Source organism: Pirellulales bacterium, from assembly GCA_035546535.1.
GTDB lineage: Bacteria > Planctomycetota > Planctomycetia > Pirellulales > JACPPG01 > JACPPG01.
On the sequence record DASZWQ010000111.1, the window covers coordinates 78,192 to 96,326 of the forward strand.

At 62.8% G+C, this 18,135-nt stretch carries 20 protein-coding genes; 5 read left to right on the forward strand and 15 right to left on the reverse strand.

The features are described from left to right. Positions 1–48: 48 nt before the first annotated feature. The 11 genes from VHD36_13965 to smpB all read right to left on the reverse strand — a co-directional run bounded on the left by VHD36_13965 (position 49) and on the right by smpB (position 10,556). Positions 49–285, reverse strand: coding sequence for a hypothetical protein (locus VHD36_13965; protein HVU88422.1), 237 nt, complete (start codon positions 283–285; stop codon positions 49–51). A 98-nt stretch (positions 286–383) separates the two neighbouring features. Next, positions 384–803 (reverse strand): Minf_1886 family protein, encoded by a 420-nt coding sequence (locus VHD36_13970; protein ID HVU88423.1) that lies wholly within the window; start codon positions 801–803, stop codon positions 384–386. A gap of 65 nt (positions 804–868) precedes the next feature. Continuing rightward, positions 869–1,699 (reverse strand): regulatory iron-sulfur-containing complex subunit RicT, encoded by an 831-nt coding sequence (ricT, locus tag VHD36_13975; protein ID HVU88424.1) that lies wholly within the window; start codon positions 1,697–1,699, stop codon positions 869–871. 165 nt (positions 1,700–1,864) lie between these two features. Next, positions 1,865–3,025, reverse strand: a complete 1,161-nt coding sequence (locus VHD36_13980) for a hypothetical protein (GenBank protein ID HVU88425.1) — start codon at positions 3,023–3,025, stop codon at positions 1,865–1,867. Next, positions 3,025–3,627 carry a DUF3299 domain-containing protein gene (locus tag VHD36_13985; GenBank protein HVU88426.1) on the reverse strand — a complete coding sequence of 201 codons (603 nt, stop codon included), beginning with the start codon at positions 3,625–3,627 and terminating at the stop codon, positions 3,025–3,027. The genes VHD36_13980 and VHD36_13985 overlap by 1 nt, the downstream gene beginning before the upstream one ends. Before the next feature lie 29 nt (positions 3,628–3,656). Beyond that, positions 3,657–4,310 carry a DUF4190 domain-containing protein gene (locus tag VHD36_13990; GenBank protein ID HVU88427.1) on the reverse strand — a complete coding sequence of 218 codons (654 nt, stop codon included), beginning with the start codon at positions 4,308–4,310 and terminating at the stop codon, positions 3,657–3,659. A gap of 131 nt (positions 4,311–4,441) precedes the next feature. Continuing rightward, the gene (locus tag VHD36_13995) at positions 4,442–6,097 is read right to left on the reverse strand and encodes a hypothetical protein (GenBank protein HVU88428.1); all 1,656 of its coding nucleotides are present in this window, start codon (positions 6,095–6,097) and stop codon (positions 4,442–4,444) included. Between the two features lie 47 nt (positions 6,098–6,144). Further along, on the reverse strand, positions 6,145–7,962 hold the full coding sequence (locus tag VHD36_14000; protein ID HVU88429.1) for an FtsX-like permease family protein: 1,818 nt from the start codon (positions 7,960–7,962) through the stop codon (positions 6,145–6,147). Continuing rightward, on the reverse strand, positions 7,959–8,630 hold the full coding sequence (locus VHD36_14005) for an ABC transporter ATP-binding protein (protein ID HVU88430.1): 672 nt from the start codon (positions 8,628–8,630) through the stop codon (positions 7,959–7,961). Before VHD36_14005 ends, VHD36_14000 begins: the two co-directional genes overlap by 4 nt. Before the next feature lie 269 nt (positions 8,631–8,899). After that, complete coding sequence (locus VHD36_14010; GenBank protein HVU88431.1) at positions 8,900–9,865, reverse strand: hypothetical protein; 966 nt, start codon at positions 9,863–9,865, stop codon at positions 8,900–8,902. 205 nt (positions 9,866–10,070) lie between these two features. Next, positions 10,071–10,556, reverse strand: a complete 486-nt coding sequence (smpB, locus tag VHD36_14015; GenBank protein ID HVU88432.1) for an SsrA-binding protein SmpB — start codon at positions 10,554–10,556, stop codon at positions 10,071–10,073. A 158-nt stretch (positions 10,557–10,714) separates the two neighbouring features. On the opposite strand from smpB, the gene VHD36_14020 reads away from it, so the two are divergent. The 3 genes from VHD36_14020 to VHD36_14030 are packed head-to-tail and all read left to right on the forward strand — an operon-like array spanning position 10,715 to position 12,670. Then, positions 10,715–11,491 carry a hypothetical protein gene (locus tag VHD36_14020; protein HVU88433.1) on the forward strand — a complete coding sequence of 259 codons (777 nt, stop codon included), beginning with the start codon at positions 10,715–10,717 and terminating at the stop codon, positions 11,489–11,491. Then, positions 11,466–12,383 carry a lipoyl synthase gene (lipA, locus tag VHD36_14025; protein ID HVU88434.1) on the forward strand — a complete coding sequence of 306 codons (918 nt, stop codon included), beginning with the start codon at positions 11,466–11,468 and terminating at the stop codon, positions 12,381–12,383. Before VHD36_14020 ends, lipA begins: the two co-directional genes overlap by 26 nt. A 44-nt stretch (positions 12,384–12,427) precedes the next feature. Next, positions 12,428–12,670: a biotin/lipoyl-containing protein gene (locus VHD36_14030; protein ID HVU88435.1), complete on the forward strand. Its 243-nt coding sequence runs from the start codon at positions 12,428–12,430 to the stop codon at positions 12,668–12,670. Between the two features lie 72 nt (positions 12,671–12,742). On the opposite strand, the gene VHD36_14035 is transcribed toward VHD36_14030, so the two are convergent. From VHD36_14035 to VHD36_14045, 3 genes are all read right to left on the reverse strand, one after another. Further along, positions 12,743–13,405, reverse strand: a complete 663-nt coding sequence (locus tag VHD36_14035) for a sugar-binding protein (GenBank protein ID HVU88436.1) — start codon at positions 13,403–13,405, stop codon at positions 12,743–12,745. A 40-nt stretch (positions 13,406–13,445) separates the two neighbouring features. Further along, positions 13,446–14,723 carry a nickel-dependent lactate racemase gene (gene larA / locus VHD36_14040; protein HVU88437.1) on the reverse strand — a complete coding sequence of 426 codons (1,278 nt, stop codon included), beginning with the start codon at positions 14,721–14,723 and terminating at the stop codon, positions 13,446–13,448. Between the two features lie 177 nt (positions 14,724–14,900). Further along, the gene (locus VHD36_14045; GenBank protein HVU88438.1) at positions 14,901–15,212 is read right to left on the reverse strand and encodes a small basic protein; all 312 of its coding nucleotides are present in this window, start codon (positions 15,210–15,212) and stop codon (positions 14,901–14,903) included. 273 nt (positions 15,213–15,485) lie between these two features. Between VHD36_14045 and VHD36_14050 the strand changes: the two genes are divergently transcribed. Then, positions 15,486–16,157: a polysaccharide biosynthesis/export family protein gene (locus VHD36_14050; GenBank protein HVU88439.1), complete on the forward strand. Its 672-nt coding sequence runs from the start codon at positions 15,486–15,488 to the stop codon at positions 16,155–16,157. A gap of 21 nt (positions 16,158–16,178) precedes the next feature. Here the strand turns inward: VHD36_14050 and VHD36_14055 are convergent, their stop codons facing one another. Next, complete coding sequence (locus tag VHD36_14055; protein ID HVU88440.1) at positions 16,179–16,616, reverse strand: hypothetical protein; 438 nt, start codon at positions 16,614–16,616, stop codon at positions 16,179–16,181. Between the two features lie 192 nt (positions 16,617–16,808). On the opposite strand from VHD36_14055, the gene VHD36_14060 reads away from it, so the two are divergent. Next, positions 16,809–18,128 carry an efflux RND transporter periplasmic adaptor subunit gene (locus tag VHD36_14060; protein HVU88441.1) on the forward strand — a complete coding sequence of 440 codons (1,320 nt, stop codon included), beginning with the start codon at positions 16,809–16,811 and terminating at the stop codon, positions 18,126–18,128. Positions 18,129–18,135 lie beyond the last annotated feature (7 nt).

Genomic DNA, 18,135 nt, shown 5'->3' on the forward strand with positions numbered 1-18,135 from the left:
TCTCCGGCCGAGCGCCGGCGGCGCTTCGGTTGATTCCGCGCGTGAGCGCTACCAGTAAGCGGCCATCGCGAGCAAGAACGTCATCCAGGCCGCAAGGCCCACGGCACTGCCGATAAGAAAGGCCATGTGCGGGCGCGGCGGGACGCGCGACAGCTCGCGCCACGTGAGCGGTCGTTCGGGCTCGGTCGGGCCTCGATAGGCCGGCTTGAACGCGCCAGCGGCGGTTGCACGCGCGCCGCGATCGGCGGCCGCCGCCTTGCTCGCTTTCTTGCGCCGTTGTGCCATGGCAATTATAAATCGCGGTTCAAGGCCAGGTGCCGCGCGACGGCGCTTTGCCGTCCCACAACGCTACCCTTCACAAACAAGCCAGACGCCGCAGGGACCTACTCGGGCGGAGTGATTTGAAAACTCTTTTGCAAGCCGGTCTCGAAGTCGAAGACGTCGTCGAAGTCTTCACGGCGATCGTCGTCCGTCTTGCGCATCAGTCCCACGCGGATCAAGTTGAAGACGATTTCGCCAAAGTCGCCGGTCGTGTGGACGCCGTAGCTATTGAGCACGCACTTGGCCATGTAGCCGTACTGATCGAGCGCGTACAGCCGGATCGCCTCGCACAGCTCCTGCCCGGTCAAATGGCGATCGGTCGTTGCGGGATTGTCTTCCTGTTCGCCACTGCTGGGCGCGCCCCCCATGCCGAGTTCGGAGTGCGCATAGTTCAACGCATCGAATACGAAGAGATACGCGGGACGCTGATAGCGTTTGTCTTCTCGCAACAGCAAGGCAAGCGTTTGGGCGGCGTCTGACATGACTGGCTACGGATGTCTCTCGAATGTGGCGAACAAACCGCGGCGGGCAAAAGGCGGTGGGAAATTTACGATCCGTCGGAACGCGCGCCGGCATTTAGGACAGTCAACACGTCATCCGCTTGGATTAGCACGCGCGTGCGATCCTCGGTCTCGACCAATAGCTGACTGGCCAGGATCTCCTGAGCCAGTACGCGCATCCGGCCCTTGGCCGTGACGACGTGCGCGCCGACGGGCGGCAAGTCTTTCTGCAATTGCTCATAGGTATCGAATTCGTACCGCAAGCAGCATTTCAAGCGGCCGCAGCGGCCCGAGATCTTCGTCGGATCAAGCGTGGCCTTTTGCAGCTTGGCCATTTTCATCGACACCGGCGGCATTTCCGACAGGTGCGTGTTACAGCAGACCGGTTTGCCGCAGTCTCCGTAGTCGGCCAACAGCTTGGCCTCGTCGCGGACGCCGATTTGCCGCATCTCGATACGCGTCTGAAATTCGCTCGCCAGTGACTTGACCAGGTTGCGAAAATCGACTCGATTTTCGGCCAGGAAGTAGATCACCACGCGCTCGCCGCCGAACAAGTGCTCGACGTCGACCACCTTCATGGGCAGTTGCATTTCGCCCACCACGCGGCGGCAGGTGTCGAACTCCGTGCGCTCCTGCTCGCGCAAGCGCGACAGCTCGTTCTCGTCGTCGCCCGTCATTTGCCGCAGAATTTGTCCACGCTGCGGGTCCTGCAACTGGCCGGTGGTCTCGTCCGTGGCCGGGCAGAGGATTTCTCCCGCCTCGAGCCCCCGGTCCGTGCGAACGATCACACGATCGCCGCGCAGCATGGTCTCGCCCCGGGTCGAGCTGTAGACTCCCAGGGTGCGCATCACACCGTGACGTACGACGTACTTTTGCATGGTAGCGCCACTATAGTCGCTGTCACAATCTGCGGAAAGAGAAGCCAGACAGCCGCGATCACGGCGAAGGCAACAAGAATTACTGCCACGGCGGCAAGAATCACTGCCCCCGCAGCAAGGATTACTGCCCACGGCAGCAAGGATTACTGCCCACGGCAGCGAGAATCACTGCCCCGGCAGCAAGAGCAGGCCGGCACGCTCGGCCTCGCGCACGCGCTCGGGGTCAGCGCGACGCAATTGCGCCAAAGCCTCGGCAGCTTGCGGCAGCGGGCACACGGAGAGATAGCCGACGATCGCGCGGCTTGTGGTCGCGTCGGCATACTGGTCCTTCCCAAATAGCGCGGTCACTTCGGGCAGAGCCGCCCAATCCTGCCACCGCGCCAGATCGACGATAGCCGCCGCAGCCAGCTCGGGCCGTCTGAGCATTTTTCGCATGGCGCGCGAAATATCGCCGGCCGAAATGACCTCCGCGCCGAATTCGTGCATGAAGCGCAAGGCCGTCATGGCGTGGCGCACGTCGCCGACTGGTGCCTTGGCATTACTGAGCAACGTCATTTCAACATGCGCGAGCCCCGCGCGTCCAGCCAGCAGCAAGTAACCTCCGAGCACGCCGTCGAAGCCGGCGCGGAAATCATCGGCCGAAGCATCAACGCGTTTCTGGAGCACCGCCCGGTTAGCCTGCCGATCGGCCCCGGTTTTTGCCAGCCCCAGGGCCAGACCATAAAACCCCTGGCGCGCTTCGGGAATTCGTGGGTCCGCAATCCAGCGTCGCAGGCTGGCCATGGGCAAGCGATCCGCGACTTGCGCCACCTGGTCGAACGAGGCTGCGCCGAATTCGAGATAAGCGTCTTCGGCGACAAGCGCGTTCGCGTTCTCCAGAAACCGCGCGAAATAGGGGAGCCGCTCGACGGCCGGCAAACGCCGCGAGGGCGCACGCGCCACGTAGGCGTACGCCACTTCGTCGAGCGGCAAGACTTCCCAGCTCAGCCGCTCGGTCGTCGAGTCACGGGTTGCCAAGAGCAGCGCCAATTGACCTGCGCGACATGCGCCTGAGAGGTCACGCGTAGGAATCGTCAGCGTTTGATCGGTGGCACGTTTCCCGCCGACGGTTTTAGCGCCGATGCCTTTGTCGTTCGTCGTCAGCGGCTGGCGCACGACGAACCGTGTTTCGCTTTCGGTGGTGCCGGCGACTTCGACCAGGGCGGCTTGCGCGCCTTGCTCGATGCGCTCGGCGATGCTCGGCTTTACGGCCGTGCAGAAAGGGCAGGCCGCGGCCGTTGCGGCCAGCAGCAGCACCAGCGCCGGCGAAATCACGCGCGCTGCCATTAGAAGCGGACGGCTTCGCCGTCGAGATGGTAGATGGCCAGGTACTTGCCGTCGGGCCCTTTGAAGTCGCGCAGCTCGAAGGTGCCTTCCACGGCCACCGGCCGCACCGTGAAATCCGTTGTCTTGCCCGGCTTCATGTCGACGACGACGCAGTCATAAAGTGCGGCGCCAGGCCCGAAGCAGCATTGCATATTGTCACGCACGAGCACGAACTGCGTGATGCCCGACTGCTGAAAGCTGGGCAGGATGTAGCCTCGCAACTTTACGTTGCGGCCGTGCAGAGCCTCGATCGCGGGCGTGAGCTTCGAGCGCTCGAACGGCTCGTTCTTTTCCAGCGGGAACTTGATCGTGTCGAAGGTGATATCCTGCATGCCGGCCGGCGCAGCGGTTTTGACAGGGGCCGCCACGGGCTCCTGCACCGAAGCCGTGGTCGAGGCGCCGGAGGCCGCAGCGGTCTGATCGGGGGCTGAATTTACAGCGGGCACAGCATCCGCATCAGGCGTGGCCTCGGCGACGGGCGCTGCGGCGGCCACGTGTGCCGCGGCTGGCGCGCGGCTCTCCTCGCAGCCGGTCGCCACGACACCTGTGATGGCGACGAGCATTGAGATCCAATTTGTCGCGCGGCGATCGCTCACTTCAAATAGTCCGCGTCCAGATGGTAAATGACGCCACTGATGCCGTCGGTGCCCTGGCCCGGCTCCACGTGGAAAGTGCCCGCCAGGCGTTGTATCCGGGTTGAATAGTTAAGCGAGAGCGGCCCCTTGAGCGTCACCAGGACGCGGTCCGTCAACTTCGGCTGCCCGCCAAAACAGCAATCGCCATTGTCACGGCAGAGCACGAACTGCTTGATGCCGGTCGTTTGCTTGCCGGGGTAGACGTATCCTTTGATGAAAATACGATCGCCATCGCGCTCTTGGATCGCGGGGGGAAACAGCTCGCCCGGCTTCTCCGGATCTGGCTGCAATTCGGCGTAATTCAGCCGCTCGTAGCCCGGCGGGACCTCGGTCACGTAGTCATAGGTCAGATAAGCCGCGCCGCCGCAGAGAAAGACAGCGCTGAGCCCGACGCCGGCCAGGGCGACGCGCTGGCCGGTCAGTTCGGTCGGATTCCTGCGGATGCGCACCAAGGCCACCAGTCCGGCGAGGATCCCCAAAATCGGCACGATGGCCGCAAAGGCCCAGGCCAGGAAGCTGGTCACCGACAACAGGCCCAGCACGCAACTGGCCACGGCCAGAATGCTGAGAGCCCGGTATTGCGCGTAATCCTCCATCACTTCGGTGGACATCGGCATTTCCGACGACATGGCCTTGCCCGAAGAGCCCGCCGATTCAACTTGCACGCTCATCACACCCCCCGCACACGTTTGCGCCTCGACCGTTCTCTCTCTCCGCTTGGGAGATCCACTTCGCCGCGAGACTAGCGCCGGAACAATAGCACCGAGCCGACGACGATCACGGTCACGACTCCGGCGATGATGCCCCAGTCGGAACCGCTGGGCAAGTTGGCGGCGCTCGAAGGCCGAGTTGTCTTGGAAGCGTTCGGCGCGTCAAATGCCTTATCGACTACCTTTTCGTAGTTCTTCGTGGGGTCGTACGGCTCGTCATACGGATTCTTGTACGGCGACTCCTTGGCAGCGATGCTTTGCAGCGGTTGCTCCTTATCGGCGCCCTCTGCCGCAAGCTTCGTCTCAGCGGTGGCATCCTTGGCAAGTTCAGCGGCAACCCCGGTCGACGGCAATTCGGCCGGCGCCTCGTTCGCACTCGAGGCGTTGGTTGCAGCCGCAGGCTTGTCCGCGGCCGGCTGTTCGGCTGCCTTTGCTGCGTCGGCGCGTTCCGTACTCGTGGTCGACGCCGGACTTGCTTCCGTACTTGCATCCGCTTGCGCGGCGGGCGCCGCCGTCGCGGCCACGGCCGGACCCGAGGCGCCCGGCAACGCCAGATAATTCGTGGCCCGCTTCACTGCGTCCGGATCGATCTTGGCCAGTTCGTCGATGTATTCCTTGGCCTTCGGTTCGGGGCAGGCGCGGAGGAACTGCACGACCGGCACGCGCACCCACGACGATTCATCATTGGCGTTCTTGAAAAGGTCGACGAGCTTGTCCATCGAGCCCCAATCCTGCCAACGCGCCAGGTCAGGAATCACCAGGTCGGCCAGTTGCGGACGGTCGAGCATGTGTCGTAGCGAGGAGACCAGCTTTTCCTTTGGAATCACGTTGGTTTCCTGCCCCAAGACACGCAGCGCCACGATGGCCGAATACGTGTCGACGTATTCCGATTTGTCGTTCTTCAGGAATTGCTCCTCGATCAAAGGCAGCCCATCCGCGCCGCGCAGATTCAAGTAGCAGCCGATCATGGCGTCGAGCGCGGTGCGCACCTGGCGGTCGTCGGTCTTGATCATGGCTTCGATCATCGGGACGTCATCCTGCGTGCCGCACATGCCGAGCATGGTCAGGTACAACCGGCGCCGGCTAGGTGGCACTTTGTCGTCCTTGATCCACTCGATGAGCTTGTCGCGGTGCATCTTGTCCTTCAACTGCACCACGTCCGAGTACGGCGCCTTGGCGAATTCGTTGAAGGCGTCGCCCGATAGCAGTTGATCCGGGTTCTCGAAGTATTCCTGGAAGAAAGCCAGCCGCTCGGCCGGCGTCTCTGCGAGTTGCGCTACCTTTTCGATGTATTTGAGCCCCTCGGCCGACAATTCGTTGGGCGTGCCCCAGGCAGGCTCCTTGGGATCGACGCCGAAGATCAAAAACGTCGCCCCCGGCTCTTGCGTGCCGAAGAACAGCATGTCGATCGTGGGCTTGTTCTCCAGCAGCTTCTCGCCCTTGAGGACCTTCGTAATCTTGAACTTGCTTTTTTCCGGCGTGCCGCCGACCGCCGGATCGGCCGCGGCGGGACGTGCGACGAGCGTGGCAATCACCGCCGCGTCCGAGGCCTTCAGCTCTTCGCCCAAGGTCATCGACACGGCGCTACAAAAGGGGCAAGCCCAGAGAACCGCCGGCACGACGGCAGTCGCGGACAGAACTAGAACGACAACAGCGAACGACCATGAACGGGTCCAGGAAGTGTTCACGGCAATACTCCTTCGACAAAAATCATGCGGCGCTCGAGTACTCACATTCATGGGCTGGCCGACAGTGCCTTCGCCACGTCGGTGCGATAAGCACTCATGGCAGGCAAGTATCCGGCCAAGGCGGCCAGCACGATCAAGCCCGGGATCAAAATCAACTCATAGGGAACGAACTGGGCAAAACCAAGCCTCACGCCGGTAAACGCCTCGACAACGGGTCCCAGGACGCCGATCAGAACGTGCCCCAGCGCGAAACCAAGGACGCCTCCGCCAACGGCCAGCAGGATCGACTCCAAGAGGATGACCGACAGTACGGTTTGACGGCCGGCCCCCAGGGCCCGCATCACGGCGATATCCCGGCGGCGGTCGTTCATCGAATTATAGATGCTGACCATCACGCCAACCCCTGCCACGACGATAATCAGCACCGTCAAGGACAGGAGGGCAATACTGATGCCGCGGACCAGAGTGTCGAAGAACTCGCTGATGACCTTCACCGGAAACACGGCCTGAGCCGTCTCCCCCTCGTTAATCATAGTCCGCAGAGAAACGGCGTTAAGGTCGTTGTTGGCAAGGACTAAGATCGACGTGACTTCACGCTGATTCTCGGGCAAAGGCTCGTGATGGTGGTGCCCGGCGTGGTCATGGTCGTGCCCCTGTCCGTCGTGTCCCTGCCCGTCGTGTCCCTGCCCGTCGTGACCGTGGCCAGCGTGGTCGTGAGCGTCATGGTCATGCCCCGCATGGTCGTGGGAGTCATGATCATGGTCCCCATGTTCGTGGGCGTCGCCTGGCATTCCGGCATGATCGTGATCATGGTCTGCGTGATCATGATCCGCGTGGTCGTGATCGGCATGCCCGGCCTCGGCATTCTCGTGGGCATGATCGTGGGCGTCCTCTTCATGTGCGGCGTGACCGGCGGCTTCCTGAGCGCGTGCCTCAGCGGCAGCGCCGCCGGCGGTTACCTCATCATGTCCATGATCGTCGTGATCGTGAGGAGCGTCTTTATGTTCGTGCTCGGCGTCGTGATCGTGGCCGGCTTCATCTTGACGATGCTCGTCGGCCGCATGATCGTGTTCGGCATCGTGAGCGTGCCCGTGCTCCGCCGCTTCGTCGTGGTGATGATCGGCGTCATGGGCGTCGTGCTTTTCGCCGTCGGCCGGGCGCTCGTCGCGCGCGGCAGCGTCTAGGGGAGCGTCCTTCGCGTGATTGTCTAAAAGGTAAAAACCTTCGATGTTGATAAACAGCGCGCGATCGTTGGCCGTGCCGGTGGGCTTGAGAATGCCGACAATCTTGAAGGGATCGTGCTTGTGCCCGTCGCCTTCGTCTGAAGTGCCGTGGGTGGGCTGGAATTCGTCGCCGACCTTCAGGCCGGTTTTTTGAGCCACCGTGGCGCCGATGACGGCTTCGAAGAAATGGTCAGGCTCGAAGTTACGGCCGCCTGCCTGGAACTCGTATTTCTTGCCGCTCGCATGATCGAGCTTGTCGAACAAGTCCGCGACCGTACCGACGACGCGAAAGCCTTCGTAATTGTCGCCTAGGCAGTAGGGAATCGCAGTCTGCACATAGGGCGCAAACTTGCCCTTGTGCTCGGGGGTGTTGAGGAATTCCTTATAGAAGGGATACGGAAGATTTTCGATCGGCTCTTGCAAGTGGTAGACGGTATTGAGGACCAGTTGCAACTGGCTTCCCTTCTTGCCTACCACCAGGTGATAACCGCCTGCGCCGCGTTTGAACGAATCCGAAACGACACCCAGCGCCACAAGCACCGCGATCACCAGCGCCACCCCCAGCGCCATGCTGAGTGCCGTCAATGAGGAGGCCAAGGCCCGCTGCTGAATGCTGCGCCAGGCAATTTTCCACAAGCTCATGCGGCCACCACAGCGTGATTGAGTTGATCCAAATGGTCGACGCGCGTGAACTGTTCGCTCACTTCCGGCGTGTGCGTGACCAAAAGTAGAGACACGTTCTCGTCGCGGCAGGCGGTGCGAATCAAATCGATGATCTGTTGCTGATGCCCGGTATCGACATTGGCCGTCGGCTCGTCAGCCAAGAGGACCTTGGGGCGGTTGGCCATGGCCCGGGCGACCGCCACGCGCTGCTGCTCACCGACCGAAAGCATGGCCGGCTTATGGGTCAAACGATGCGACAGCCCGACCTGAGAAAGCAGATGGCGGGCCCGCGATTCATCGACGCGCCCCGTCGTGAAACTCATGCCCAAAAGCACGTTCTCGAGCGCCGAGAAACCGGGCAGGAGATTGAATGTCTGGAACACGTAGCCGATGTGGTCGGCCCGAAAGCGATCGCGGCCATGTTCCGAGAGCGTGCCCAGGTCGCAGCCGGCGACCTGGACCAACCCTGAATCAGGCCGGCTGATGCCCGAGATGACGTGCAGCAGCGTGGTCTTGCCGCAGCCGCTGCGCCCCATCAGGGCAATCTGCTCGCCGGCCGCCACGTGAAACTCAGGGATATCGAGAATCGGCAGACGCGATCCGTCCGGCTCGATGAACGACTTCTTGACGTTCTTCAGCACAAGCATGGCGGCGGTGTGCCCTCGGTTGGCGTAGGAACCTCAATGCGGCCCGAGGCTATTGCGGCCGGGCGCTTGCAACGACCGGATGCACGGGCGGGCGAGGTTTTTGAACATAACATCTTGCCGCGATTGGACAAGCGCAGTTTCGCGTTGCCCATGCGGAAGGGCCTCGCAAGCGGCCGGCGCGCGGCCTCACGCCTTTTGTTACGCGACTCTACGGCCCACGGTTCGGCACGACGTGCTCCCCGGCACACCGAACGGCACAACGGCGACGGCTAAGGAATTAGCCCCACTCCCACGGGCGGCAGGCGGATCGGCGGGGCTGGCTCGCGAGCGGTGGATTCGAAGCCGGCTTGCTGCACGGGCGGAAGAGGTACCACGGTCTCCGCCTCAGCCGTTTGCTCGCGCGCATCGTGCTTTGCTTGTTCGCGCTTGGCGGCGGTCCTTCCCGCGACATGTCCGACCGCCGCGCCGCCGGCCCCCAGTGCCGCTCCGCCCCACCAGGCCGAGGAGAGGAACATACCGCCGATCGACGTGCTGGCGATTCCCATTTGCGGGTAGAGCACGTGATAGGCCTCTTTTTCAACTTCCCAATCGCCTTGTTCGCGCGCGTACCCGATCACGTCGCGCACCGCGAGCGTGTCGCTCCACAGGCCCAAGACAGGCAAGTCTTGAATCACGGCGTAAGTGCCCGGCATCTTTTGCGAATGCACGTCCTTGCTGTACGCGGCTTCGCGCAGGACCATGGCCGACACGTCGGAATTCAAATACAGGCTGTTGGTGTAGGGGTTGTAGCTGTCGCCGCCGAAGATCCGCCCCGGAAAGACCGTATAGCCAATGACGCTTATTGCTCCGGCCGTGTAGCGCCATCCCGCGCCGACCCGCTTGTTGTCGCGCAGCCGCTGCCACTGGCGTTTGGGGTCGTAGTGATTGATGAACACCGCCACGTCGTTCAGGTCATTGCGCGCGAGATACTCGCGCAGCTTGTTCTCTGTGGTGCGGCTGATCTCGTGATCGTTGATCTTCGCGTTCATCGGCAGGATCTTTGCCGGAAAGCCGACGATCTTGCCGATGCCGTCCAGGGTCTTGTTCGGCTTGCCGTATTCGACGGTTACGGTCTCGGGCCCCTGCTCACCATCCTCGTGAAAATGACCGTACTGGTACGGCGCGATCTTGCAGCCGGAAAGCGCGGAGAGCAGCAAGCTCGCGCACAGAGGCGCGACGGCGAGGCGCAGGCGCAAACACAATGCGCTCTTTCGCACTGCTGGCTACCGCAGGGGATGGGCGATACGAGAAAGGAGGCAGGGTAGAAAGTCTGCCGTGGGGCATGTGGTACCAAGAGTTACCCGCCCCCACAATGGCGGTTGGCGTCTACCTCACGATACCGCAAGCTTGAGCCCCCTCTGCTGGCAATGATGGCGTGCCGCGCCGGCCAGAAATGAGAATCTACCGGCCGCGCATGGCGCGCTGGATATCGCGTTGGACCGAGCGTTTCTTCAGCTTCTCGCGCTTGTCGTGCGTTTTGCGGCCGCGACAGACGCCTAAGAGCAGCTTGGCTTTCCCTTTTTTGAAATACAGCTTCAAGGGGACGAGCGTCAGCCCGGTCTCGTAGGCCTTGCTGGCGAACTTGAGGATCTCGCGGCGGTGCATGAGGATCTTACGCGGCCGCCGCGGCTCGTGATTGAAGCGATTCGCCTGCAGGTATTCGGGAATGTCGCAGCCGACGAGCCACACCTCACCCCCTTTGACCCGGGCGTAAGCTTCGTCGAGCGAGACGTGCGCCGTGCGCAGGCTCTTTACCTCGCTTCCGACCAGCACGATGCCGCACTCCAACGTATCGAGCACCTCGTAGTCGTGGCGGGCCGAGCGATTCTGGCTGATCAGCCGCTCGTTGTCGTGCTCGCGATCGGGTTTTTCTTTTTGCTTAGCCATGCCGGAACGATTTCGTGCCTTGGCCCTTCCGCCCGCGGCCGGAAGTCAACCTTTGACGCTCATAATTCTCTTGTTAGAGTAGCCAGAGCCGCCATTATACGCGAGACGGTGCCCGGCCGGACTCGAGCATCGGATTAGATAAACGTCCCGAACCCAACATGCCCAAGCCGAAGCCCGACATCAATGCTGCCAGGACCGGTGCGCGAGCGCCCATCGCGCGCCCGGCGCTAGCGGCGTACCTGTTGGGCACCGTCGATTTCGACGCCTGCCTGGCGCTCGAACAGCGATTGGTGTACGAGGCGGGCGGAAGTCGCGACGGTCAAGTCACGCTCTTGATCTGCGAACACCTGCCCGTGATCACCGTGGGCCGGCAAGGCTCGCGCCCGGATGTTCGGCTCGCCCCGCGCACGCTGGCCAGCGAAGGGCTATCGGTCCGCTGGGTCAACCGCGGCGGCGGAGCTTTGGTACACGCGCCGGGGCAATTGGCAATCTATCCGATTGTGCCTTTGGCCATTCACGGCTGGACGGTGGGCGAATATTTGTCGCGCTTGCAGTCGGGCATTCTGGCGGCCCTCTGCGAGCTGGGTTTTCAGGGACAAACCCATGCCGACCGCTTTGGCATCTGGGGGCGCACGGGTCAGATCGTGTCGCTTGGTTCGGCCGTGAAAAACTGGGTGACCTACTACGGTGCCTACCTGAACGTATCTCCTGCCCGGCGAATACTTACCGCCGTGTACAGCGACGCGCGGCAGCGCACCGTGATGAGCTCTTTGGCAATCGAGCGCCAACAAAATGTTAAAATGACTCGGGTGCGTGAAGGTCTGATCCGGCATTTGACCGAGGCCTTCGATTGCTCGCGTTATCACCTGCACACCGGTCATGTCCTGTTGTCGGCGCCGCCGCTGAAGAATGTCACAACCGCTCGCGCTAGTTAGCCTGCCGATCCTCACGCCCGATGACGCGCCGCTGGCCGCTTCTACGGGGCCGCGCCTGCCGCGCTGGCTGAAGCGCAATGTGCCGAAAGGGAATGCCAACCATTTCACGGCGCGCCTGCTGGAAGAGTTGCGGCTGGAAACGGTCTGCGACAATGCGAAGTGCCCCAACCGCATGGAGTGCTATTCGCAGAAGACCGCCACGTTCATGATCCTGGGCAATGTCTGCACGCGGCCGTGCGGCTTTTGCGCCGTGGCCAAAGGCAAAACACAAACGGTCGAAGCCGACGAGCCCGAGCGGTTGGCCGAAGCCTCGGCCCGGCTGGGCCTGGCCCACGTGGTGATCACCTCCGTCACGCGCGACGATCTGGACGATGGCGGCGCTGAACATTTCTATCAGTGCGTGATGGCCGTGCGCGAGCGCACCGGCGCCGCCGTGGAAGTGCTGACCCCCGATTTCCTGGGAAAGCCCGGCGCCATCGAGCGCGTCGTGGCAGCCCGGCCGGAAGTCTTCAATCACAATACCGAAACCGTGCCTCGGATGTATCGCGAAGTGCGGGGACGGAAAAGTGACTACCGCTGGACGCTCGAATTGCTGCGACGCGTCAAGGAACTCGACCCGACGATCAAGACCAAGAGCGGCCTGATGCTGGGGCTGGGCGAGACGCGCGACGAATTGCTCGACACGCTGGCCGACCTGCGCGATGTCGGCTGCGATTTGTTGACGCTCGGCCAGTACCTGCAGCCTTCGCCCGAGCACCTGCCGGTGGTGCGCTACGTGCCACCGGAAGAATTCGACGAGCTCGGCACGGCCGCGCGACGCATGGGTTTTGCGCAAGTTGCCAGTGGCCCGTTCGTACGCTCGAGTTATCACGCCCGCGAAATGGCCGAGTAACGATTGATGTGACCGCGCGTCTTTGGTGTCGGGGGGGCAAAGGAATGCGACACGACCTGGTGATGCCGGACCTGGGCCTGGGAGATCGCACCGTCACGATCAGCCTGTGGCTGGTCGAGCTGGGCAGCGAAGTCACCGAAGGGGACCGGCTCGTCGAACTCTCGGCCGACAGCGTGACGGTCGACCTGCCCGCCCCAGCCAGCGGCCGCCTGGTGGAATCGCTCGTGGCCGAAGACGAAGAAGTCTCGATTGGCCAGTTGCTGGCCATCATCGAAAGCGAGGATTGACTCGCTTAACCGTGCGCCGCAGGCGCCCTTGTCTTCCCAAGATATTCGGTGCCCTCGGTGCCGAGGCAATCTCTACCGTACCAGCTCCAGCGTGCCCCATACGCTTGGGTCGTCGCGATAGGGGAATTCCTTGCCGCAGCTGAAGGTCTGTTCGCCTAGCTCTTGATCCACCACGGCGTAGGTGAAGCCCAGCTTGGCATGTTCAGCCGGGTCCCAGCCGGTAATGGCCGCGGCCGGAATGTAGGCTTCGAGCAAGTAGCCATCGACGCGCTTTTCGCTGCGCGTTTTCAACACGTCGGCGCGGATCGGCTTCGGATTCTCCCGAGCGCGATTGATGAAATACAGCTCGCCGTACGGATCGGCCAGGTTACGACCGCTGCCGGCGGGCAGGAAGATGAACTGGTGGCAGAAACGGCTGGCGCGGTGGATGTTGTGCGTATCGCGCGTGTCGATCCACACGCGCAGCCCGTCGCTTTCGTCGGGGCGTGATTCGCGGCACCACGGCGGCCGGCGCTTGCCCGAGACTTGCACGTTGAAGGCCAGGCCCGCGTCGCTCCAGGCGACACGCACGTCGGCGAACGAAATCTGCTCGTCGAGATCGGCAAAGCTGGGCAATCGAAATTGCGGTCCCAGCTGCACGCCCGTTGGCGTCCATAGCGGCTCGTGGCGCAGGCAAGGCGCCGCAAAACGAAAGAGCATGCGCGGCGGAATCAGGCGATCGCTCATAGTGTGCATGCAAGCGCGCTTGCCGCGCGCTCGGAAACGCCTCGATTGCTTAGTTGCCGGCCACTTGCGCCAGCACGTACGGGCCTTTGGGGATCACGGCCATCGTAGCCTGCGGGCCGTATTCGGCGAGCGATTCGGCCACGGCCTGTTCCACACTGGGCGCACTCTCGACGAACAGGCTGTCGATCGTCTCGCGCGGCAGCCCGTCACTGATGATCTTCACGCGTGCCTTGCGACACACCTTGGCGAGCTCTTCCAGTTGCCATTGATCGAGGACAAAGTATTTTTTGCCAAGGATCCGCTCGACGAAGATTTCCAGACTGTCGTTCTCGCGGAACAGGCTCGCAAACTCGGGACTGCCGATCCCTTCGCTCATGCTGGCGGCCAGGATGATGGTCCCCCCTTGCTTGACGATCGGCAGCGCGCCGGTCAGTCCCTTCACGGCCTGATAGAACGTGGTGTCGAGCGGATAGCCGGCGGCGCTCGTGACCACGACGTCGACCGGCTCGCGCACGGTATCGACGACGACTTGTCGCACGAACGCCACCCCCTCGAGAAAGGCCGCTTCCATATCGCCGGCCACCAGCGCCAGCGGGCGACGCTCGGCGTCGATGACGGCGTTGATGATGAAATCGCAGCCTGCCAGGCGCCCGATCCAGGTGTTCTCTTCATGTACCGGATTGCCTTCGAGAATGCCGCAATCGGCATTCGGATGTTCCAGGAAATCAGGCCCGTGCCAGACCTTCACGGTTTCGAGCGCCGCCAGCCCGGGGCAGATCAGCTTGCGCCCGCCCGAGAAGCCGGCCATCAAATGCGGCTCGATCAGGCCGGTGGTGATTTTCAAATCGGCGTTCACGTAGCGCGAATCGATCCACACGGGCACGCCGCGCGGACTATCGCCCAGGAACGTGTGCTCGGCGAGCACCGTGCCATGATGATTTTCGACGCGATAGTTAGCCGCCACGTCGGGGCCGACCATCTCGACGATCTCGGCCTCGGTCGAGGGGCGATGCAGGCCGGTGGCGATAAGGATCGTGACCTTGTCGCGCGGGATGCCCGCCGCTTCGAGCGTCGGCAGCACTTGCGACAGGATCAGCCGGTTCGGCACCGGCCGCGTGATATCGCAGATCACGATGCACGCATCGCGGCGGCCGCGGGCAAGTTCCGCGAGCGGGGGCGTGCCGGTCGGTGCTGCCAACTTGCGGGCCAACTCGGCCGCGGGATCCGCGAGCGGCGGGGCATCTTTGTAGCCCAATGAACGAACAACACGATCGGCCGGAAGATCGACCTGCAAACCGGTCTTACCGTACTCGAGCTTGACGCGCATGGTGGGTGACCGTGAAGAGCTAGAGCTGTTTGCTCGTTGGGTGCCATGGGCGGCTTGTCCACCCGTGCCAAGCCCGCGGAACGAATCACTGGTGGGCGAGCCACCAGTGGCACCCGAAGATGCCTCGGGCTCTTGGCACCACGCTTGATGCTACGGATGCACGATCCGTCTAACGCACTACTTCTTGGCCGGAGCGCCCTTGGCCGGGGCAGCGGCCTTGGCGGCCGGCGCGGCAGCCTTGGCACCCGCGGCAGGAGCGGCGGCGCCGGGAGCTGCGGCCGCGGCTTCTCCCTCGGCACCTTCTTCCTTGGCCTTCTTTTTCTTCTTCATCGACAGCTTCACGACCCGCACCTTGGGCAGGCCCAGGGGGCTGCGGCCGTCGGGGAAGCGGTCCATCTCCTGCAGCTTCGCGATCCGCTCGCCGCGCGTCAGCACGCCGCGGGCACGGGCCAAGCCCATCGAAGTCCGCAGGCTTTTATCCATCGTCATGGCAAATATCTCCGAAAGCGTTTTTCAGCGTGTGCGGTTAGGGCGCGCCGCGGGGCGTGTTCGCCGCCAGGCCGGCTCGCGGGCCCAGGCAGACCGGGAAGCAACCCGGGGCCCGGCCTAAGACCCGCCAGTATACGGGTGGACACGGGGAGGGATCAAGGCGGGGGTTCGGAATGTCACGGTGCGCCTTGTGCCATTGTCACAAAAAAAGGCGTTTTGCTCTAATGCCCGTGTGCTCTGGCGTCCGCCGAAACGAGCAGGGAGGGAACCATCGTGCGCTTCAGGCCGCCGTTTGTCGCGATCGTGGCGACTTTTTGTGCGATGACCGCTGTCTGGGCCGAAGACGCACCCACCGGCAATTCGCCCGCACCCTTGTCGCCGTATCGGATCGAACCGCCCGATGTGCTTCACATCGAGGTGCGCCGGACGGCAAAGGACGACTACGTGGTCGAAAAGGGGGAGCCAGACAGCCCGGTAATCCTCGACGGCAAATTTCTCGTGGCGCCGAACGGCACCGTCAACCTAGGGCGTTATGGCGAGGTGAAAGTGGCGGAGCTCACTCCCAGTAGGGCTCAGAACGCGGTGCGCGAACACCTGGTGAACGCCGATAAGCAGTTACAGCGCGATCACGGGCTGGAAGTCTCACTCGACGTCTTCGCCTGCAACAGCAAGTTCTATTACATCGTGCAGGAAGGCGCGAAACCAGGAGACCAGATCATTCGCATACCGATCACGGGCGTAGAAACGGTGGCCGATGCGATGACGCACATCGGCGGTGTGCCAAAAGAGAGTCGCAAGAAGATCTGGGTGGCCCGGCCCGCCTCGGTTCATGGCGCCAAGAAGGCCCGAGTACTGGGCGTGGATTGGCGCGCGATCGTGAACGATGCCGATACATCGACGAACTGGCAGCTCTTTCCCGGCGACCGCTTGTTCATCACGAACTAAGGAAGGCCGTTCTCGTGCGCATCACCTGCCGAATGCTTTGTCGATCATGCGCGCACGATCGGGCCGCGCGTCGGCCAGCGCAGGGCAGCCGACGTAATACATGATCGTGGCCTCGGGGAATAGCGCGAGCGTGCGCCGCGCGTCGGCCTCGTTGTTCCGCAGCGCCATCGCCAGCGGTTCGTCCCCCAGCAGGCGCCGCCACGCCGGAATCTGCGGCGATGACGAGGTGGCCGTATTGATGGATTCCGCCTGAAGGATATCGGCGCCACCCCAAGGGCCCATTCGATCCATGATCATCCGCCTGCGCACGAACTCGTCCTTGATGTCGCGGCGCATCGCGTTTCGAGCACGGATGAAACTCAGTTCCCAACCTAGCCCCACCCCCACGACTGCCATGAGCAGCAGCATGCTGCCCAGGCTGAACTGAAGGTGACGGCGAAATCTAAAACGTTGTCCCATGCCAGCGGTGTATCGCCCCGAGTCATGCGCGGTCAATAGCGATTGAAAGAAAGCGCCCTCGTCGGCAATCCCGCCTCCGGACTTTAGCCGTTTTTGCCTCATTTCCGCGGCTTTTTGCCGCTAGCCCGGGGCTATATTTCTTTGCCCCTTTGTTCATCTCGCCTCCCTCCGTCCGTACGGAAACGTGCAGGCATGAAGCCGCGCTTCGTTTTGCTCATTCTGTTGCTCGCGCTAGTTGCTGGGCTGGGTTGCGGTGCGCGCCAGGCGCCGCCGACCGATTCGGGTCCGCCTGTGGTCAACGTCAGCCATCCCATCCAGCGCAAAGTTGTCGACTATATCGACTACACCGGACGGACCGACGCCATCTACTCGGTCGACATCCGCCCGCGCGTGACGGGGTATCTCACGAAGATGCCCTTCACCGAAGGGAGCGACGTCAAGAAGAACGAGCTGCTGTTCGAGGTCGATCCGCGCCCGTATCAGGCGCAGCTCGACCAGGCGATCGGCCAATTGGAACTGGCGAAAGCGCGCCTGAAAGTCGCCAAGGCCAATAACGAATTGGCCAAGCAAACCGCCAAAACACCAGGCGCGATCAGCGTGCAGGACGTGAACAAGTACCAGGCGTCCGAGGAAGAGGCGCTTGCCGATGTCGATGCCGCCACGGCCAACGTGGAAGTCAATCGGCTGAACCGGGAGTTCTGCGAGGTCACTTCGCCGATCGACGGCCAGGTGAGCCGGTACTACTTCACGCTCGGCAACCTGGTGAATCAGGACCAGACGCTGCTCACGACCGTCGTATCGCTCGACCCGATCTACGCTTATTTCGATATCGACGAGCGGCAGCTCCTGCGGATTCGCTCGGCCATCAACGAGGGGCGGCTGCGTATGCGCGGGCAGGGCGAGATTCCGATCTTGATGGGCGTGCAGGGCGAAACTGGCTATCCGCACGATGGAGTCGTGAACTTCATCAATAACAAAGTCGATCCCTACACCGGCACGATCACGCTCCGCGGCAAGTTCGACAATCCGAAGCCCGAAAACGGGCGGCGCATCCTCTCGCCCGGCATGTTCGTGCGCGTGCGGATTCCGATGGGCGATCCGCACGAGGCGCTCTTGGTCACGGATCGCGCGGTGGGTACCGACCAAGGATTGAAATACCTGTACGTCGTCGACGCGCAGAATAAAGTGCAATACCGCCGCGTGACGCTCGGCCCTTTGCAAGACGACGGGTTGCGCGTGATCTCCGAAGGGCTCGAAAAGGACGATTGGGTGGCGGTCAGCGGGTTGCAACAAATCCGCCCACGCATGGAAGTGAAGCCGGCGCCGATCTCGATGCCGATTCCGACCGAGGAAGCGTCGACGTCGGCCGCGCCCGTCCCCGAGAAGCCCACACCGGCCATAAAGACAGCCGCACCAGCGGATCAGCCGACGGCTCCTGGCGGACAACGCGGGCCCGCCGAAAAGCACGCGCCTGCCGACGCCGCGCCCGCACCCAAAGGCGCGAATCCCTGAGGGCGGG